Below are 16,293 nucleotides of genomic sequence, written 5' to 3'. Positions count from 1 at the left end.
GTCGCCTGCGCTGCGCCTAGCCCCTGCGACTGAGATTTGCAGGATCGTGCAAAAAGCTTGCAGGATTGCGCTACCTATAGATTGTATGGACAGAGCATTCTTAGACTTCCCCGATTTCCCAGGTGGAGAGACACGATGAAAGCTCTTGAAGGCAAAATTGCGCTGGTGACGGGCGCTTCGAAAGGCATTGGTGCCGCCATCGCCATGACTTTCGCGGCGGCCGGTGCCAGGGTAGTGGTGAACTATCGCCAGGATGAAGTGGGCGCAGCCGATGTCGTCACCGATATTCGTGCGCTGGGCAGCGAGGCTGTGGCGGTGCAGGCTGACATCTCACGCGAAACCGATGTGGCAAGGCTGTTTACCACCAGCATTGCGCATTTTGGCGCGCCAGACATTGTAGTCAATAACGCGGGTATTTTTCATCACGGTGACTTTGCGGCGCTGGGTGTGGCTGAGATGCAGCAGCAGCTGAATGTCAATCTGCTCGGCACGCTGATGGTTTGCCAGCAGGCGGTGCAGCATTTTCCGGCTCGCGGTGGCTGCATCATTAACCTGAGTGCGCTCAACAGCCAGCGCAGCACGGCAGGTTCGGTGTTGTGGGCGGCGACCAAAGGCGCGATTGATACGCTGACGCAGGGACTGGCGCGTGAGTTTGGCCCGCGGAATATCCGCGTCAACGCACTGGCACCCGGCATCATTCTGACCGAAGGCTTGCTGGCGGCGAAAAAAATGCATCCGGAACTGAAAGCCCAATTGCTGGCGGCAACCCCGCTGGGGCGTTTCGGCCTGCCGGAGGATGTGGCGCAGGTGGCGCTGTTTCTGGCGTCGGAAGAGTCGGCGTATGTCAGCGGCGAGCGGGTGCTGATTGCCGGTGGGGTGTAACGCTGGGTTTACTGAGGATAAAAAAATGGGACGCCGAGGCGTCCCATTTTACTATTTAGCCATCACGGCTTAGATGTCACGACGACGCGGAGCGGCTGCTGCGGCTGCACCGTCTTCACGACGCGGGCCACGGCCACCTTCACGGCTGAAGCGTCCGCCTTCACGGCCACCTTCGCGACGCTCGGAGAAACGACGACCGCCTTCACGACCTGGCTCACGCGCACCTTCACGGTTGCCGCCACGACGCTCGCCGCCGAAGTCACGACCACCGCTACGACGTGGTTCGCTACGCTCACCACGCTCGTGCGGCTGTGCATCGCCCAGCAGCTGCATATTCATCGGTTTGTTGAGAATACGCGTGCGGGTGAAATGCTGCAGCACTTCGCCCGGCATACCTTTCGGCAGCTCGATGGTGGAGTGAGTACCAAACAGCTTGATGTTACCGATGTAACGGCTGCTGATGTCGCCTTCGTTAGCAATAGCGCCCACGATATGACGTACTTCAACGCCATCATCACGGCCCACTTCAATGCGATACAGCTGCATTTCGCCAACATCACGACGCTCACGACGCGGACGGTCGCCATCACGGCTTTCACGCGGACCGCGTGAATCACGTGAGTCGCGGCTGTCACGGCCATCACGACGATCGTCACGATCGCGGAATTCACGACGCTGCGGACGCGGTGCATCAGCCGGTACAATCAGCGGACGCTCACCCTGAGCCATTTTCAGCAGTGCTGCGGCCAGAGTTTCCATATCCAGTTCTTCTTCCGGCTGCATTTTGCTCAGCAGTGCGCGGTACATGTCCAGATCGCTACTTTCCAGCTGCTGCTGTACTTTTGCGGCGAATTTGGCCAGACGACGCTCACCCAGCAGTTCTGCGTTCGGCAGTTCAACTTCCGGAATGGTCAGCTTCATGGTGCGTTCGATGTTGCGCAGCAGACGACGCTCGCGGTTCTCAACGAACAGCAGCGCGCGGCCAGCACGACCAGCACGGCCGGTACGACCGATACGGTGAACGTAAGATTCTGCGTCCATCGGGATGTCGTAGTTAACAACCAGGCTGATACGTTCTACGTCCAGACCACGCGCTGCCACGTCAGTCGCGATCAGGATGTCGAGACGACCATCTTTCAGGCGCTCCAGCGTCTGCTCACGCAGTGCCTGGTTCATGTCACCGTTCAGAGCGGCGCTGTTATAACCGCTGCGCTCCAGCGCTTCGGCCACTTCCAGCGTAGCGTTTTTGGTACGCACGAAGATGATCGCGGCATCGAAGTCTTCCGCTTCGAGGAAACGAACCAGTGCATCAGTTTTACGGCCATAAGCGGTCCAGTAAGACTGAGAGATGTCCGGACGGGTAGTGACGCTGGACTGAATGCGCACTTCCTGCGGATCTTTCATGAAACGCTTAGTAATACGACGAATCGCTTCCGGCATGGTGGCAGAGAACAGAGCGGTCTGATGACCTTCCGGGATCTGCGCCATGATAGTTTCAACGTCTTCAATAAAGCCCATGCGCAGCATTTCGTCGGCTTCATCCAGCACCAGGCCACGCAGGTTAGACAGATCAAGGGTACCGCGTTTCAGGTGGTCGAGCAGACGACCCGGGGTGCCCACCACAATTTGTGGGCCCTGACGCAGTGCGCGCAGCTGCACGTCATAACGCTGGCCGCCGTACAGGGCCAGCACGTTTACGCCACGCATATGTTTAGAGAATTCGGTGGCTGCTTCAGCAACCTGCACCGCCAGCTCACGAGTCGGTGCCAGCACCAGAATCTGCGGTGCTTTCAGGTTTGGATCAATGTTGTTCAGCAGCGGCAGAGAGAACGCTGCAGTTTTACCACTACCGGTCTGTGCCATACCCAGCACGTCACGGCCAGCCAGCAGGTGCGGAATGCACTCGGCCTGGATCGGTGACGGCTTGACGTAACCCATGTCGTTAAGAGCAGACAGGATGGATTCGTTAAGGCCCAGATCAGCAAAAGTGGTTTGAATATCAGTCATGTAGTACACGTGCCTCTTAGATTGCGGCGGCCAGTCTACATAACTCGTCATGAAAATTTTCAGTCATTTTCATCGAAAAGTGTGAACCGGCTCAAATTAGAAGTTTCGACGAACAGAAAAGCCCTCATCCCGGAAGATGATGACTTAACGGGTAATTCAGGCAATAAAAGTTCGTCAGCTATTGCTGGTCAGATTCTGATAAATCGTCTTGTGCCTGGCCGAGTTGCGCCAGTTCCAACAATGCGTATCGGTGTTCAACAAAGTTGTTGACGTTGTTGGCCACCGCCAGTTTGAACAACGCTTTCGCGTCGTCCTTCTCCCCCAGACTTAGGTAGTACTTACCTAAATAGAAGTTGGTTTCACTGAGATGTTCAGCGAGCGAGGTGTTATCCGTTGCGTCCGCCTTGAGACGTTCCATCAATGTTTTTTCACTGATGTCGCCCAGGTAGAACTCGACAATATTCCATCCCCATTGGTCCCGGACCGCTTTGTCGTAACGCTGTTTTAGCGTGACTTTGGCCTTAGCAGCGTCCATTTCGTGTTCAACGAGATAGAGCCACAGACTGCGGAAAGGATCGTTAGGATCGTCTTGATAAAACGCCAGCAGATCATCTTGCGCTAACTTGTATCGACCGCCGTAATAGAGGGCGATACCACGGTTTAAATGCGCATAGTTGTAAGTTGGATCAAGCTCAAGTACAGAATCAAACGCTTCATAGGCAGCATCAAAATTGCCTGCCTGCGTTAAATATATGCCGAGGTAGTTAAATACTTCAGGCATATCCGGTCTGATAGACAGCGCTTGCGAAAAATCGTTCCGCGCCAGTGCTCGCAGACCTAAGCTATCATACAACACTCCACGCTCATATAATAGCTGTGCGCGTTCATCATCGGTCAGGGCACGACTGGCAAGAATTTGTTCCATTCGCGCCAGAATCACTTCCTGCTGCAGTGTGGGCTGCAAAGGTACTGCCAGAACTTCGTTCTTACGCCAATTGGAGTTGCTGCATCCTGCCAGCGTGATAGCTGTCGCAACAAAACACCAGCGCAAAAAAGGCTTCATTTCCCACTCCCGAATACAAACATTGGGATAACCATCCTGTCATCCGCCTGCTGTGCACAAGGATTCCCGCCCTCGCGATGATACAAACACCCCTCCCCGCCAGGCAGGGAGAGGCTAATCAGGAAACGCTTACTCGGCGTCAGACGCATCGGTCGCAGCGGTTGCAGTTTCTTCCGCCTGCGGTTTCTGCTCTGTCGCTTCTTTGATGCTCAGACGCACACGGCCCTGACGGTCCACTTCCAGTACTTTAACCGGAACTTCCTGGCCCATCTGCAGATAGTCAGTCACTTTCTCAACGCGCTTATCCGCGATTTGAGAGATGTGTACCAGACCTTCTTTGCCGCCGCCAATCGCAACAAAGGCACCGAAATCAACGATACGGGTCACTTTACCAGTGTAAATGCGGCCCACTTCGATCTCTGCGGTGATCTCTTCGATACGACGGATTGCTTCTTTCGCTTTCAGACCATCGGTCGCTGCGATCTTCACGGTGCCATCATCTTCGATTTCGATGGTGGTGCCGGTCTCTTCGGTCAGCGCACGGATAACTGAACCGCCTTTACCAATCACATCCTTGATCTTGTCGGAATTGATCTTGATGGTGTAAATACGCGGTGCGAACTCAGAGATTTCCTGACGCGGTGTGCTGATAGCCTGTTCCATCACGCTCAGAATGTGCAGACGCGCACCCTTAGCCTGGTTCAGTGCAACCTGCATGATCTCGCGGGTAATCCCTTCGATTTTGATGTCCATCTGCAGCGCGGTCACACCTTCACGGCTACCGGCTACTTTGAAGTCCATGTCGCCGAGGTGATCTTCGTCACCCAGGATGTCAGACAGAACAACAAATTTCTCGTCTTCTTTCACCAAGCCCATCGCGATACCCGCAACGGCGGCTTTGATCGGCACACCCGCGTCCATCAGTGCCAGAGAAGCACCACACACAGAAGCCATAGAAGAGGAGCCGTTTGATTCAGTGATTTCAGACACCACACGTACGGTGTACGGGAAATCTTCCTGTTTCGGCATCACTGCCAGCACGCCGCGTTTCGCCAGACGACCGTGACCAATCTCACGACGCTTCGGCGAGCCGACCATACCGGTTTCACCTACGGAGTACGGAGGGAAGTTGTAGTGGAACAGGAAGCTGTCAGAGCGTTCGCCCATCAGCTCGTCCAGGCTTTGCGCATCACGTGCGGTACCCAGGGTCGCGGTAACCAGCGCCTGCGTTTCACCACGCGTGAACAGTGAAGAACCATGGGTACGCGGCAGCACGCCAGTACGCACGTCCAGACCACGAATCATGTCTTTTTCACGGCCATCGATACGCGGTTCGCCGTTCAGAATACGGGTACGAACAACATTTTTCTCAAGGCTGTGCAGGATGTCGCCGATTTCAGCGTCGTCCAGGCTTTCATCTTCCGCCAGCAGTGCAGCGATGGTTTCGTCTTTGATGACGCCAACCTGCGCGTAACGCTCCTGCTTGTCGGTGATGCGGTAAGCATCGCTCAGACGTGCTTCTGCCAGCGCAGCTACGCGCGCATTCAGCGCATCGTTAGCGGCTTCTGGCTGCCAGTCCCAACGCGGTTTGCCCGCTTCAGCAACCAGCGCGTTGATGTTTTCGATAACAATCTGCTGCTGGTCGTGGCCAAATACCACCGCACCCAGCATCTGCTCTTCCGTCAGGATGTCTGCTTCAGATTCAACCATCAGCACCGCATTCTGGGTACCGGCAACCACCAGATCCAGGCGAGAGGTTTTGAGTTCGTCAGCCGTCGGGTTCAGCACGTATTGATCGTTGATGTAGCCAACGCGCGCAGCGCCAATCGGGCCGCTGAACGGAATACCAGACAGAGACAGCGCAGCGGATGCGCCGATCATTGCCACGATATCCGGGTGAACCTGCGGGTTCACAGAAACCACGGTAGCGATAACCTGAACTTCGTTAACGAAGCCTTCCGGGAACAGCGGACGAACCGGGCGGTCAATCAGACGCGCAATCAGGGTTTCGCCTTCGCTCGGACGGCCTTCACGACGGAAGAAGCTACCCGGAATGCGGCCAGCAGCGTAAGTACGCTCCTGGTAGTTCACGGTCAGCGGGAAAAAGTCCTGACCGGCTTTAGCTTTTTTCTGGCCAACAACGGTTACGAAAACCGCAGTGTCGTCCATGCTCACCATCACAGCGGCAGTGGCCTGGCGCGCCATCATGCCGGTTTCCAGCGTGACGGTATGCTGACCATATTGGAATTTGCGTACGATCGGGTTCAGCAAAATAAAAGTCCTTAACGTCGGGGCAGACCCATCTCAGGCCCGCCGGGGATTACCGATCTTCAGTTGCATCCTCGCGACTAATGACAACCTTAACCGCCCCTGCGGTAAAGCCTCTCATTAGCCGCGCGAACCTCTGCAAGCAAAGATCACTCTCAGCAACAATACATGAGTTTGGACCGGATTGCTGCCGATTGCTCGAAAAAAGGGGCCGTAAAGGCCCCCTTTTCGCGAAACTCGCACAAATCTGATCGTCAGATGCGTTTTTTTGCATACTGTCTGCGCTACACCCTTGATCAGATTCTTCAGACTTAGCGACGCAGACCCAGGTTTTCGATCAGGCTGGTGTAGCGTGCAACGTCTTTACGCTTCAGGTAGTCCAGCAGCTTACGACGCTGGGATACCATGCGCAGCAGACCGCGACGGCTGTGGTGGTCTTTTTTGTGCTCAGAGAAGTGACCCTGCAGGTGATTAATCTGAGCAGTCAGCAGAGCAACCTGAACTTCAGTTGAACCGCTGTCGTTAGCACCACGACCGTATTTGGCAACGATCTCTGCTTTAGCTTCTACGCTTAGAGACATAATAAACTCCAGTTAAAAATGAATGTATGGGTGCCGATCTCTAATTCAGCAGCCCGCTTTAAAGCCGCGCTATTCTACTCTTCGCCCAACAGCAACGCAAATGCCCCGTTGGGCCAGGCGCATTATTGCGGAAACTCCACCACCAGACGTCGCGGAGCCACGCGCTGCTGGTCATCAATTTCCGCCATACCGATAAATTTACGTGCTTCACCTTCGGTGACGCGCACCAAACCGGCAGCGGGTACATCCGCGGCCTGCACCGGCTGGCCCAGCTTGAAATACGCCGCAATCGCAGCGGGCAGATTCACTTCCGGGAAATCTTCCGCCGGGCTATCCATCGGCAACAGCAGCGGATCGAGCAGATCGGCTGGCGCCATCTCCGCCGCATTGGCCTGTTCAAGCAATGCCTGCAACTGCTCCAGCGTCACCATTTTCTCCGCCGGATAACGGGAAACCTGCAAACGACGCAGCATGGTTACATGCGCGCCACAGCCGAGCTTCTCACCGAGATCGTCGATAATGGTGCGGATGTAGGTGCCTTTCGAGCAGTGAATTTCCAGCTCAAGATCATCGCCTTCCCAGCGAATGAACAGCAGTTCATACACGGTAATCGGACGCGCTTCACGTTCAACTTCAATGCCCTGACGAGCATATTCATACAACGGGCGACCCTGATGCTTCAGCGCGGAGAACATCGATGGCACCTGCAACGTGTCGCCACGGAAGCTATCGAGTGCGGCATCCAGATCGGCCTGGCTAAAGGTGACCGGACGCGTCTGCACCACGCTGCCGTCGGCGTCGGAGGTATCGGTGCGCTCGCCAAGGCGGGCAATCACGCGGTAACGCTTATCCGAATCCAGCAGATATTGCGAGAACTTGGTGGCTTCGCCGAGGCAGATGGGCAGCATTCCGGTTGCGAGCGGATCAAGCGCGCCGGTGTGGCCCGCTTTGTTGGCATTAAAAATGCGTTTTACTTTTTGCAGCACGTCATTGGAGGACGCGCCCTGATGCTTATCCAGCAGCAATACGCCATGCACGTCGCGACCGCGACGACGAGGACGACTCATCAATCCTCCTTGTCGTCGTCCGCTGCATGATCGCCACGGCGCTCAGCATCATTTTTGACAACGTTGGTGACCAGGTTTGACATACGCATACCTTCGATCAGCGAGTTGTCATAGAAGAAGGTCAGTTCAGGCACGATACGCAGACGCATCGCTTTGCCGAGCAGCGTACGAATATAGCCTGAAGCCTCTTTCAGCGCCTTCAGACCGTGTTTCACTGCTTCTTCGTCTTTATCATTCAGAAAAGTGACAAACACTTTGGCATAAGCCAGATCGCGGGACACTTCAACACCGGAAACCGTGACCATCATACCGAGACGAGGATCTTTGATTTCGCGCTGCAGGATGATTGCGATCTCTTTCTGCAATTCCTGTGAAACGCGCTGTGGGCGACCAAATTCTTTCGCCATGATTATTTCTCCCAAATAATTCGGGAGGCCAATGGCCTCCCAAATTGCAACACATCAGATGATGATCAATCGATGGTGCGTTTAACTTCAATCACTTCAAAGACTTCGATCATGTCGCCGACACGAACGTCGTTGTAGTTCTTCACGCCGATACCACACTCCATGCCGTTACGCACTTCGTTGACATCGTCTTTGAAGCGACGCAGGGATTCCAGCTCGCCTTCATAGATAACAACGTTGTCGCGCAGAACGCGGATCGGGTTGTGACGTTTGATGTTGCCTTCGGTAACCATACAGCCCGCGATCGCACCGAATTTCGGTGATTTGAACACATCACGAACTTCAGCCAGACCGATGATCTGCTGTTTGTATTCCGGAGCCAGCATACCGCTCATCGCCGCTTTTACTTCGTCGATCAGGTTATAGATGACGGAGTAGTAACGCAGGTCGACGCTTTCCGCTTCGATAACGCGACGAGCAGAAGCATCAGCACGCACGTTGAAGCCAAGGATAATCGCGTTGGACGCTGCTGCCAGCGTGGCGTCGGTTTCGGTGATACCACCTACGCCCGAACCGATAATCTTCACCTTCACTTCGTCGGTGGAGAGTTTCAGCAGGGAGTCGGAGATCGCTTCCACAGAACCCTGTACGTCGGATTTCAGTACGATGTTCAGCTCGGACACTTCGCCTTCGGTCATGTTGGCGAACATGTTCTCCAGCTTGGACTTCTGCTGACGCGCCAGTTTCACTTCGCGGAATTTACCCTGACGATACAGCGCGACTTCACGCGCTTTCTTCTCGTCGCGGACCACGGTGGCTTCGTCACCGGCAGCCGGTACGCCCGACAGGCCGAGGATTTCCACAGGAATGGACGGACCCGCAGCCAGGACTTCACGACCCAGCTCGTCACGCATCGCACGCACACGGCCATACTCGAAGCCGCACAGCACGATGTCGCCTTTGTTCAGGGTACCTTCACGCACCAGAACGGTGGCAACCGGACCACGACCTTTGTCGAGGAACGATTCAATCACCACGCCGCTCGCCATACCTTCACGGATAGCGGTCAGTTCCAGCACTTCCGCCTGCAGCAGAATCGCATTCAGCAGGTCATCAATACCGGTACCGGCTTTCGCAGAGACGTTGACGAACATGTTCTCGCCGCCCCACTCTTCCGGGATGATGCCGTACTGCGTCAGCTCGTTCTTAACGCGATCCGGATCGGCTTCAGGTTTATCGATTTTGTTCACAGCAACGACAACCGGCACTTTCGCCGCTTTCGCATGCTGGATCGCTTCGATGGTCTGTGGCATTACGCCATCGTCTGCTGCAACGACCAGGATAACGATATCCGTTGCCTGCGCACCACGCGCACGCATCGCGGTAAACGCGGCGTGGCCCGGGGTATCCAGGAAGGTGATCATGCCGTTGTCAGTTTCAACGTGGTATGCACCGATGTGCTGGGTAATACCACCGGCCTCGCCAGAAGCGACTTTAGTTGAACGGATGTAGTCCAGCAGTGAAGTTTTACCGTGGTCAACGTGACCCATGATGGTCACTACCGGTGCGCGGCTTTCCTGCGCAGCATCGGTATCACGATCGTCCATCACCGCTTCTTCCAGCTCATTCTCACGGCGCAGGATCACTTTGTGACCCATCTCTTCCGCGACCAGCTGTGCTGTTTCCTGATCGATAACCTGGTTAATGGTCGCCATGGCGCCCATTTTCATCATCGCTTTGATGACCAGGGAACCTTTCACAGCCATTTTGTTAGCCAGTTCTGAAACAGTGATGGTTTCACCGATAATAACATCGCGGTTCACTGCCTGGGCTGGCTTGTTAAAGCCCTGCTGCAGGGAGCTTGGTTTGCGATGCTTACCGCCTTTACCACCACGAATAGCGGCACGCGCTTCTTCACGGTCAGTTTTGGCTTCAGAATGCTTGTTGCCTTTCTTGGCAGGACGCGCGGCTTTAGTGGTACGGGTACGGCTACGACCACCTTCAACTTCACGGTCGTTCTCATCTTCTGCCTGACGGGCATGGGTTGAGGTCGTTACGTGGTAGTCGCTGGTGTCTTCTACGTCGGGTTTTTCCCACTCGGCAGATTTTTCTTCTGCCAGACGGCGGGCTTCTTCGGCCACACGGCGCGCGTTCTCTTCGAGTTTACGGCGTGCTTCTTCTTCAGCTTTACGCTTCAGTTCTGCGGCTTCAGCTTCACGACGGGCTTTGTCAGATTGCGTAGCCTTGGTCATTTCGTCGGTTGGTTGATTAGTCACTTTCTCATTTTCCGCTGCTTCACGCTTCGCCTTGTCAGCGGCTTCGCGCTTGGCTTTTTCTTCGGCTTCACGTTGCGCTTTCTGTTCAGCTTCGCGATGGGCTTTCTCTTCAGCCTCGCGACGCGCCTTCTCTTCCGCTTCACGCTGCGCCTCGGCTTCTGCTTCAGCCTGAGCCTGTTGCTCAGCTTCCGCATCCCCTTTCACATAGGTACGCTTTTTGCGGACTTCAATTTGCACCGACTTACTTTTACCCCCGGTGCCTGGAATATTCAAGGTGCTGCGGGTTTTACGTTGCAGCGTCAGTTTGCTCGATCCGGCCTGACCATGTTCACGATTCAGGTGGGACAGTAGGGTCTCTTTCTCTTGCTGGGTTACCGCGTCGTCCTCAGACTTACGGATCCCCGCATCAGCAAATTGCTGTACCAGGCGATCTACCGGAGTCTGAATTTCGGCGGCCAGCGATTTTACGGTTACATCTGTCATGCTGTTCCTTCCTGTAATTATGCGTCATCGCCGAACCAGCAGATATTACGCGCGGCCATGATTAGCGCGCCGGCTTTCTCATCATCCAGCCCTTCGATATCTGTCAGGTCGTCGACACCTTGCTCGGCAAGATCTTCCAGCGTGCAAACGCCGATCGCCGCCAGGCGGTAAGCCATAGCACGATCCAGACCGTCGAGATTCAGAAGATCCTCAGCAGGTTCCTGATTGCCACGGCTCTCTTCTTTCGCCAGTGCCAGGGTAGTTAACGCATTTTTTGCTCGTTCACGCAGGGCTTCTACCGTGTCTTCATCCAGACCATCAACTTCCAGCAGCTCGTTGATCGGTACATATGCCAACTCTTCCAAAGAAGAGAAGCCCTCTTCCACCAGTACGGTGGCGAACTCTTCGTCGATGTCGAGATGTTTGGTGAACATATCGATGGCCGCGTGGGCCTCAGCCTGATGTTTGGCTTGCAGGTCATCGACGGTCATTACGTTCAGTTCCCAACCGCTCAGCTGGGAAGCCAGACGCACGTTTTGGCCGTTACGGCCGATCGCCTGAGCCAGATTGCCAGCTTCAACAGCGATATCCATGGTGTGATTATCTTCATCCACCACAATTGACGCCACATCAGCCGGGGCCATGGCGTTAATCACGAACTGTGCCGGGTTGTCGTCCCACAGCACGATATCGATACGTTCGCCGCCCAGTTCGCTGGAAACGGCCTGAACGCGTGCACCGCGCATACCTACGCAGGCGCCCACCGGATCGATACGTTTGTCATTGGTTTTCACCGCGATTTTAGCGCGAGAGCCAGGATCACGAGCGGCTGCTTTGATCTCGATAACTTCTTCGCCAATTTCCGGTACTTCAATGCGGAACAGTTCGATCAGCATTTCCGGTTTAGAACGGGTAACGAACAGCTGCGCGCCACGCGCTTCCGGGCGGACGGCATACAGCACGCCGCGAATACGGTCGCCTGGGCGGAAGTTTTCACGCGGCAGCATATCTTCACGCACGATAACGGCTTCAGCATTGCTGCCGAGGTCCAGCGTGATGTTGTCGCGGTTCACTTTCTTCACCACGCCAGTGATGATGTCGCCTTCCTGCTCGCGGAACTGATCCACCACCATCGCGCGCTCAGCTTCACGCACTTTCTGCACGATAACCTGCTTCGCGGTTTGAGTGGTGATACGGTCAAAGGTGACCGATTCAATCTGATCTTCAACATATTCGCCCAGATTGAATGCTTCATCTTCGTAGCGGGCTGCTTCCAGCGTGATCTCGCGAGTCGGCTGCGTTACTTCGTCGACAATCTGCCAGCGACGGAAAGTATCGAAATCGCCACTTTTACGGTCAATGCTGACACGTACGTCGATTTCCTGCTCATACTTCTTCTTGGTCGCAGTGGCCAAAGCGCTCTCCAGCGCCTCGAAGATTTTCTCACGCGGCAGGGCTTTTTCGTTAGAAACGGCTTCTACTACAGCTAAGATCTCTTTGTTCATCCTGGTTAGCCTCAATCCGGACTTTTAAAAGTGGGGGACCAGGTTCGCTTTCTGAATGTTGCTCAGCGCGAACACTTCATCGTTACCCTCAACGTTTACCGTGATCATTTCGCCTTCGACAGACTTAATGATGCCCTGCCATTTGCGGCGGTTCTGTACGGCCATGCGCAGTACCAGGCTCACCTCTTCACCCGCGAAACGATTGTAGTGTTCAGCAGTGAAAAGAGGACGGTCGAGACCCGGTGAGGAAACTTCAAGGTTGTAAGCGACCGTGATGGGATCTTCCACATCCATCACAGCGCTGACCTGGTGGCTGACATCGGCGCAATCATCAACATTGATACCGTCTTCACTATCAATATAGATCCGCAAGGTTGATGTGCGACCACGAACGAACTCGATACCGACCAATTCGTAGCCAAGCGCTTCTACCGGAGCAGAGATCAACTCTGTCAATTTTTGCTCTAATGTGGACAAGCCCACCCCCAAGACATAAAAAAAGGGCCTATAGCCCAGTGTTTCGATTTCCTGATAACAAAAAACCCCGAAAATTCGGGGCTTTTTGTGACTGGACCCTGTACGCCGCGATGCGGCTCGGAGCACAATCCAGAAGAATTTTTTCTCAAAATCCACTGAGGATGCGTCCGTCGATGCATACAGTATATTTGAAAAAGAACTCTAAGGGAAAGTGGTTGCGGGGGCCGGATTTGAACCGACGACCTTCGGGTTATGAGCCCGACGAGCTACCAGGCTGCTCCACCCCGCGTCCGAAAACGTGGCGAATGTTACGCCGAACATGCATTAAATGCAAGTCATACTGAGATTTGGTACCGAGGACGGGACTTGAACCCGTAAGCCCAATCGGGCACTACCACCTCAAGGTAGCGTGTCTACCAATTCCACCACCTCGGCACTTCACTGACTGCGACGCTACTATGTCGCACTGCAAGCGTTGACGATCTTACTACTTTACTGCGGGATATCGTTGCCCGGGGTTGCCGGTTTTGCTGGCTGAGTCTGTTCAGATTTCGCCGGCGCAGTCAGATTTTCCCACTCGCTTCCTTTGGAAGTTTTATTCGTGTTCAGATTACCCAGAATCAGACTGATGATGAAGAACAGCGTTGCCAGCACTGCGGTCATGCGAGTCATAAAGTTACCAGACCCGGTAGAACCAAACAGCGTCGCAGAAGCGCCTGCACCAAATGATGCTCCCATATCAGCGCCTTTACCTTGTTGCAGCATGATCAGACCTACAAGGCCCAGTGCCACAATAAGGAAAACTACCAAAAGAGCTTCGTACATAATCAACCTGTTTCCTTGCGCGTAATCCGCACAGTTAAAGCTTCAACCAGTATCGATGGGGAGTCTCGTCATCACCCATCAGAAGCGGGTGTGAATACTAACCAATGGCGCATACCTCTGCAAGTGCAATTTTCACCAACCTCACCGATTGCGGAAAAAAGCGCCATCGTGGTGATTTTACAGGCGGAAAGAGAAATTTCTTGCCGCCTGTAACAGGCTTAAACCGCCTTCACCGCGTCAGCAATTTTATGCGCCAGCGCGGTGACCTGGGCTTCATCTTCGCCCTCCACCATCACACGAATCAGCGGCTCAGTACCGGATTTGCGCAGCAGCACACGGCCACGGCCCGCCAGCGTTTTTTCCACCTCAGCGCTGGCTGCTTTGACCGCCTCACTCTGCAAAGGATCATGGCTGCCGCTAAAGCGTACATTGACCAGCACCTGGGGCAGCATCTTCATGCCGCTACACAAATCGTGCAGGCTCATATGGTTGCGTACAATAGCAGTGAGCACTTGCAAACTTGCCACGATGCCGTCGCCGGTGGTGGTTTTGTCCAGCAGAATGACATGGCCGGAGTTTTCCGCCCCCAGACGCCAGCCCTTCTCCTTCATTTTCTCCAGCACGTAGCGGTCGCCCACTTTGGCGCGGGTAAACGGGATGCCAAGCTGCTTCAGCGCCAGTTCCAGGCCCATATTGCTCATCAGCGTGCCAACAACGCCACCGCGCAGCTGCCCCTGACGCAGGCCTTCACGCGCAATGATGTAGAGAATCTGATCGCCATCGACCTTACTCCCCAAATGGTCGACCATCATGATGCGGTCGCCATCGCCGTCGTAAGCCAGACCCAGGTCAGCCTTCTCCTCCAGCACACGCTGTTGCAGCATTCTCAGGTCGGTTGCGCCGCACTCTTTATTGATGTTCATGCCATCAGGCTGCGTGGCGATAGCAATCACCGTCGCGCCGAGTTCGCGCAGCACGTTAGGCGCGATGTGGTAAGTGGCGCCGTTAGCGCAATCCACCACGATTTTTAACCCGTTCAGGCTCAGCTCGCTGGGGAAGGTGCCTTTGCAAAATTCGATGTAACGGCCCGCCGCATCGACAATCCGGCTGGCGCGGCCCAGTTCGGCCGATTCCACGCAGGTGATTGGTTTTTCCATCTCCAGCTCAATCGCTTCTTCGACTTCGTCCGGCAATTTGGTGCCTTCCGCGGAGAAAAACTTGATGCCGTTGTCGTCGAACGGATTGTGCGAGGCGGAAATCACGATGCCCGCTTCGGCACGGAAGGTACGCGTCAGATAGGCAATCGCCGGGGTTGGCATCGGGCCGGTGAAAGCCGCAGACAGCCCCGCAGCCGCCAGGCCAGCTTCCAGTGCTGATTCCAGCATGTAGCCTGAAATACGCGTATCTTTGCCAATCAGCACTTTCTTCGAACCGTGACGCGCCAGCACTTTGCCTGCCGCCCAGCCCAGTTTCAGGACGAAATCGGGGGTGATTGGCGCTTCACCCACTTTGCCGCGAATACCATCTGTACCGAAATATTTACGATCACTCATGCCTTTTTATCCTTTTGCTCTCCGTGTCGCTTCAACGACGCGCATCGCCTCAACGGTTTCTTTCACGTCATGCACGCGAATAATGTGTGCGCCCTGCATGGCGGCGATTACCGCACAGGTCAGGCTGCCGGTCAGACGCTGTGCCGGACCGACATTCAGCAACTGACCAATCATCGATTTACGCGACATTCCCACCAGCAACGGCAGGCCGAAGTGGTGAAAATGGCTGAGATCAGCCAGCAGTTCATAGTTGTGGCTGAGATTCTTACCGAAACCGAAGCCTGGGTCGAGCAGCAGATTCTCTTTTTTAATCCCCGCCGCCTCGCAACGGGCAATCTGTTCAGTGAAGTAAGTGTCCACTTCGCTGATGATGTTTTGATACTGCGGTGCCTGCTGCATGGTGCGCGGTTCGCCCTGCATATGCATCAGACACACCGGCAGACCGGTTTCCGCTGCCGCCTGTAACGCGCCAGGCTCCGACAACGAACGAATATCATTGATGATGTGAGCGCCCACTCGCCCCGCTTCCCGGATCACTTCAGCTTTTGAGGTATCCACGGAAATCCACACTTCGAAACGCTGAGCGATAGCTGCAACAACCGGGATGACGCGTGCCAGTTCCTCTTCAACGCTCACTTCATCCGCACCAGGACGCGTTGATTCGCCACCGATATCAATGATGGTCGCGCCTGCGTTGACCATCTCATTGGTGTGCGTCAGCGCATCCACCAGCGAGTTATGCTTACCACCATCGGAGAAGGAGTCCGGCGTGACATTCAAAATACCCATCACATGGGGAAACGACAGATCGAGATGGGAATCACGGGCGTACAACTTCATGGTGAGAATCTCCTTGAGGAATCACTTAACTGCGGGATGTAAAAAACCCCGGACCGGCC

At 54.9% G+C, this 16,293-nt stretch carries 14 protein-coding genes and 2 tRNA genes; 1 reads left to right on the top strand and 15 read right to left on the bottom strand.

The genetic code is table 11. The annotated features are described in order from the left end of the window. Positions 1 to 135 precede the first annotated feature (135 nt). On the top strand, positions 136 to 882 hold the full coding sequence (locus AC6I8V_RS02700) for an SDR family NAD(P)-dependent oxidoreductase (RefSeq protein ID WP_497844396.1): 747 nt from the start codon (positions 136 to 138) through the stop codon (positions 880 to 882). A gap of 69 nt (positions 883 to 951) precedes the next feature. Here the strand turns inward: AC6I8V_RS02700 and AC6I8V_RS02695 are convergent, their stop codons facing one another. The 15 genes from AC6I8V_RS02695 to folP form a co-directional block, all read right to left on the bottom strand. Next, positions 952 to 2,889 carry a DEAD/DEAH family ATP-dependent RNA helicase gene (locus tag AC6I8V_RS02695; RefSeq protein ID WP_497844395.1) on the bottom strand — a complete coding sequence of 646 codons (1,938 nt, stop codon included), beginning with the start codon at positions 2,887 to 2,889 and terminating at the stop codon, positions 952 to 954. A gap of 16 nt (positions 2,890 to 2,905) precedes the next feature. After that, the gene (gene yrbN / locus AC6I8V_RS02690; protein WP_100229640.1) at positions 2,906 to 2,962 is read right to left on the bottom strand and encodes a protein YrbN; all 57 of its coding nucleotides are present in this window, start codon (positions 2,960 to 2,962) and stop codon (positions 2,906 to 2,908) included. 105 nt (positions 2,963 to 3,067) lie between these two features. Next, entirely contained in the window at positions 3,068 to 3,952 is an 885-nt protein-coding gene (gene nlpI / locus AC6I8V_RS02685; protein WP_497844394.1) for a lipoprotein NlpI, read from the bottom strand. A gap of 129 nt (positions 3,953 to 4,081) precedes the next feature. Beyond that, positions 4,082 to 6,223: a polyribonucleotide nucleotidyltransferase gene (pnp, locus tag AC6I8V_RS02680; RefSeq protein ID WP_497844393.1), complete on the bottom strand. Its 2,142-nt coding sequence runs from the start codon at positions 6,221 to 6,223 to the stop codon at positions 4,082 to 4,084. A 308-nt stretch (positions 6,224 to 6,531) separates the two neighbouring features. Continuing rightward, complete coding sequence (gene rpsO, locus AC6I8V_RS02675; protein ID WP_013507704.1) at positions 6,532 to 6,801, bottom strand: 30S ribosomal protein S15; 270 nt, start codon at positions 6,799 to 6,801, stop codon at positions 6,532 to 6,534. Positions 6,802 to 6,923: 122 nt separating this feature from the next. Beyond that, positions 6,924 to 7,868: a tRNA pseudouridine(55) synthase TruB gene (truB, locus tag AC6I8V_RS02670; RefSeq protein ID WP_497844392.1), complete on the bottom strand. Its 945-nt coding sequence runs from the start codon at positions 7,866 to 7,868 to the stop codon at positions 6,924 to 6,926. Continuing rightward, positions 7,868 to 8,275 carry a 30S ribosome-binding factor RbfA gene (gene rbfA, locus AC6I8V_RS02665; RefSeq protein ID WP_208713854.1) on the bottom strand — a complete coding sequence of 136 codons (408 nt, stop codon included), beginning with the start codon at positions 8,273 to 8,275 and terminating at the stop codon, positions 7,868 to 7,870. The genes truB and rbfA overlap by 1 nt, the downstream gene beginning before the upstream one ends. Before the next feature lie 65 nt (positions 8,276 to 8,340). Further along, entirely contained in the window at positions 8,341 to 11,034 is a 2,694-nt protein-coding gene (gene infB, locus AC6I8V_RS02660; protein WP_497844391.1) for a translation initiation factor IF-2, read from the bottom strand. A 17-nt stretch (positions 11,035 to 11,051) separates the two neighbouring features. Next, positions 11,052 to 12,539 carry a transcription termination factor NusA gene (gene nusA, locus AC6I8V_RS02655; protein ID WP_497844390.1) on the bottom strand — a complete coding sequence of 496 codons (1,488 nt, stop codon included), beginning with the start codon at positions 12,537 to 12,539 and terminating at the stop codon, positions 11,052 to 11,054. A 24-nt stretch (positions 12,540 to 12,563) separates the two neighbouring features. Continuing rightward, on the bottom strand, positions 12,564 to 13,016 hold the full coding sequence (rimP, locus tag AC6I8V_RS02650) for a ribosome maturation factor RimP (RefSeq protein WP_497845748.1): 453 nt from the start codon (positions 13,014 to 13,016) through the stop codon (positions 12,564 to 12,566). Positions 13,017 to 13,228: 212 nt separating this feature from the next. Beyond that, a tRNA-Met gene (locus tag AC6I8V_RS02645) sits at positions 13,229 to 13,305 on the bottom strand. 59 nt (positions 13,306 to 13,364) lie between these two features. Next, positions 13,365 to 13,451, bottom strand: a tRNA-Leu gene (locus AC6I8V_RS02640). Between the two features lie 57 nt (positions 13,452 to 13,508). Continuing rightward, the gene (secG, locus tag AC6I8V_RS02635) at positions 13,509 to 13,841 is read right to left on the bottom strand and encodes a preprotein translocase subunit SecG (protein WP_013507698.1); all 333 of its coding nucleotides are present in this window, start codon (positions 13,839 to 13,841) and stop codon (positions 13,509 to 13,511) included. A 218-nt stretch (positions 13,842 to 14,059) separates the two neighbouring features. Beyond that, complete coding sequence (gene glmM, locus AC6I8V_RS02630) at positions 14,060 to 15,394, bottom strand: phosphoglucosamine mutase (RefSeq protein WP_497844389.1); 1,335 nt, start codon at positions 15,392 to 15,394, stop codon at positions 14,060 to 14,062. A gap of 6 nt (positions 15,395 to 15,400) precedes the next feature. Further along, complete coding sequence (gene folP, locus AC6I8V_RS02625) at positions 15,401 to 16,234, bottom strand: dihydropteroate synthase (RefSeq protein ID WP_497844388.1); 834 nt, start codon at positions 16,232 to 16,234, stop codon at positions 15,401 to 15,403. Positions 16,235 to 16,293 lie beyond the last annotated feature (59 nt).

The sequence above is a fragment of the Pantoea sp. X-Soil-TKNS-1207 genome (assembly GCF_059730485.1).
Note: the sequence above shows the minus strand (reverse complement) of the source record. Positions and strands in the feature narration are given on the sequence as shown.

Coding starts and splice junctions, on each gene's coding strand:
- AC6I8V_RS02700 (WP_497844396.1), top strand. CDS start 136: ATGAAAGCTCTTGAAGGCAAAATTGCGCTGGTGACGGGCGCTTCGAAA.
- AC6I8V_RS02695 (WP_497844395.1), bottom strand. CDS start 2,889: ATGACTGATATTCAAACCACTTTTGCTGATCTGGGCCTTAACGAATCC.
- nlpI (WP_497844394.1), bottom strand. CDS start 3,952: ATGAAGCCTTTTTTGCGCTGGTGTTTTGTTGCGACAGCTATCACGCTG.
- rpsO (WP_013507704.1), bottom strand. CDS start 6,801: ATGTCTCTAAGCGTAGAAGCTAAAGCAGAGATCGTTGCCAAATACGGT.
- truB (WP_497844392.1), bottom strand. CDS start 7,868: ATGAGTCGTCCTCGTCGTCGCGGTCGCGACGTGCATGGCGTATTGCTG.
- rbfA (WP_208713854.1), bottom strand. CDS start 8,275: ATGGCGAAAGAATTTGGTCGCCCACAGCGCGTTTCACAGGAATTGCAG.
- infB (WP_497844391.1), bottom strand. CDS start 11,034: ATGACAGATGTAACCGTAAAATCGCTGGCCGCCGAAATTCAGACTCCG.
- nusA (WP_497844390.1), bottom strand. CDS start 12,539: ATGAACAAAGAGATCTTAGCTGTAGTAGAAGCCGTTTCTAACGAAAAA.
- secG (WP_013507698.1), bottom strand. CDS start 13,841: ATGTACGAAGCTCTTTTGGTAGTTTTCCTTATTGTGGCACTGGGCCTT.
- glmM (WP_497844389.1), bottom strand. CDS start 15,394: ATGAGTGATCGTAAATATTTCGGTACAGATGGTATTCGCGGCAAAGTG.
- folP (WP_497844388.1), bottom strand. CDS start 16,234: ATGAAGTTGTACGCCCGTGATTCCCATCTCGATCTGTCGTTTCCCCAT.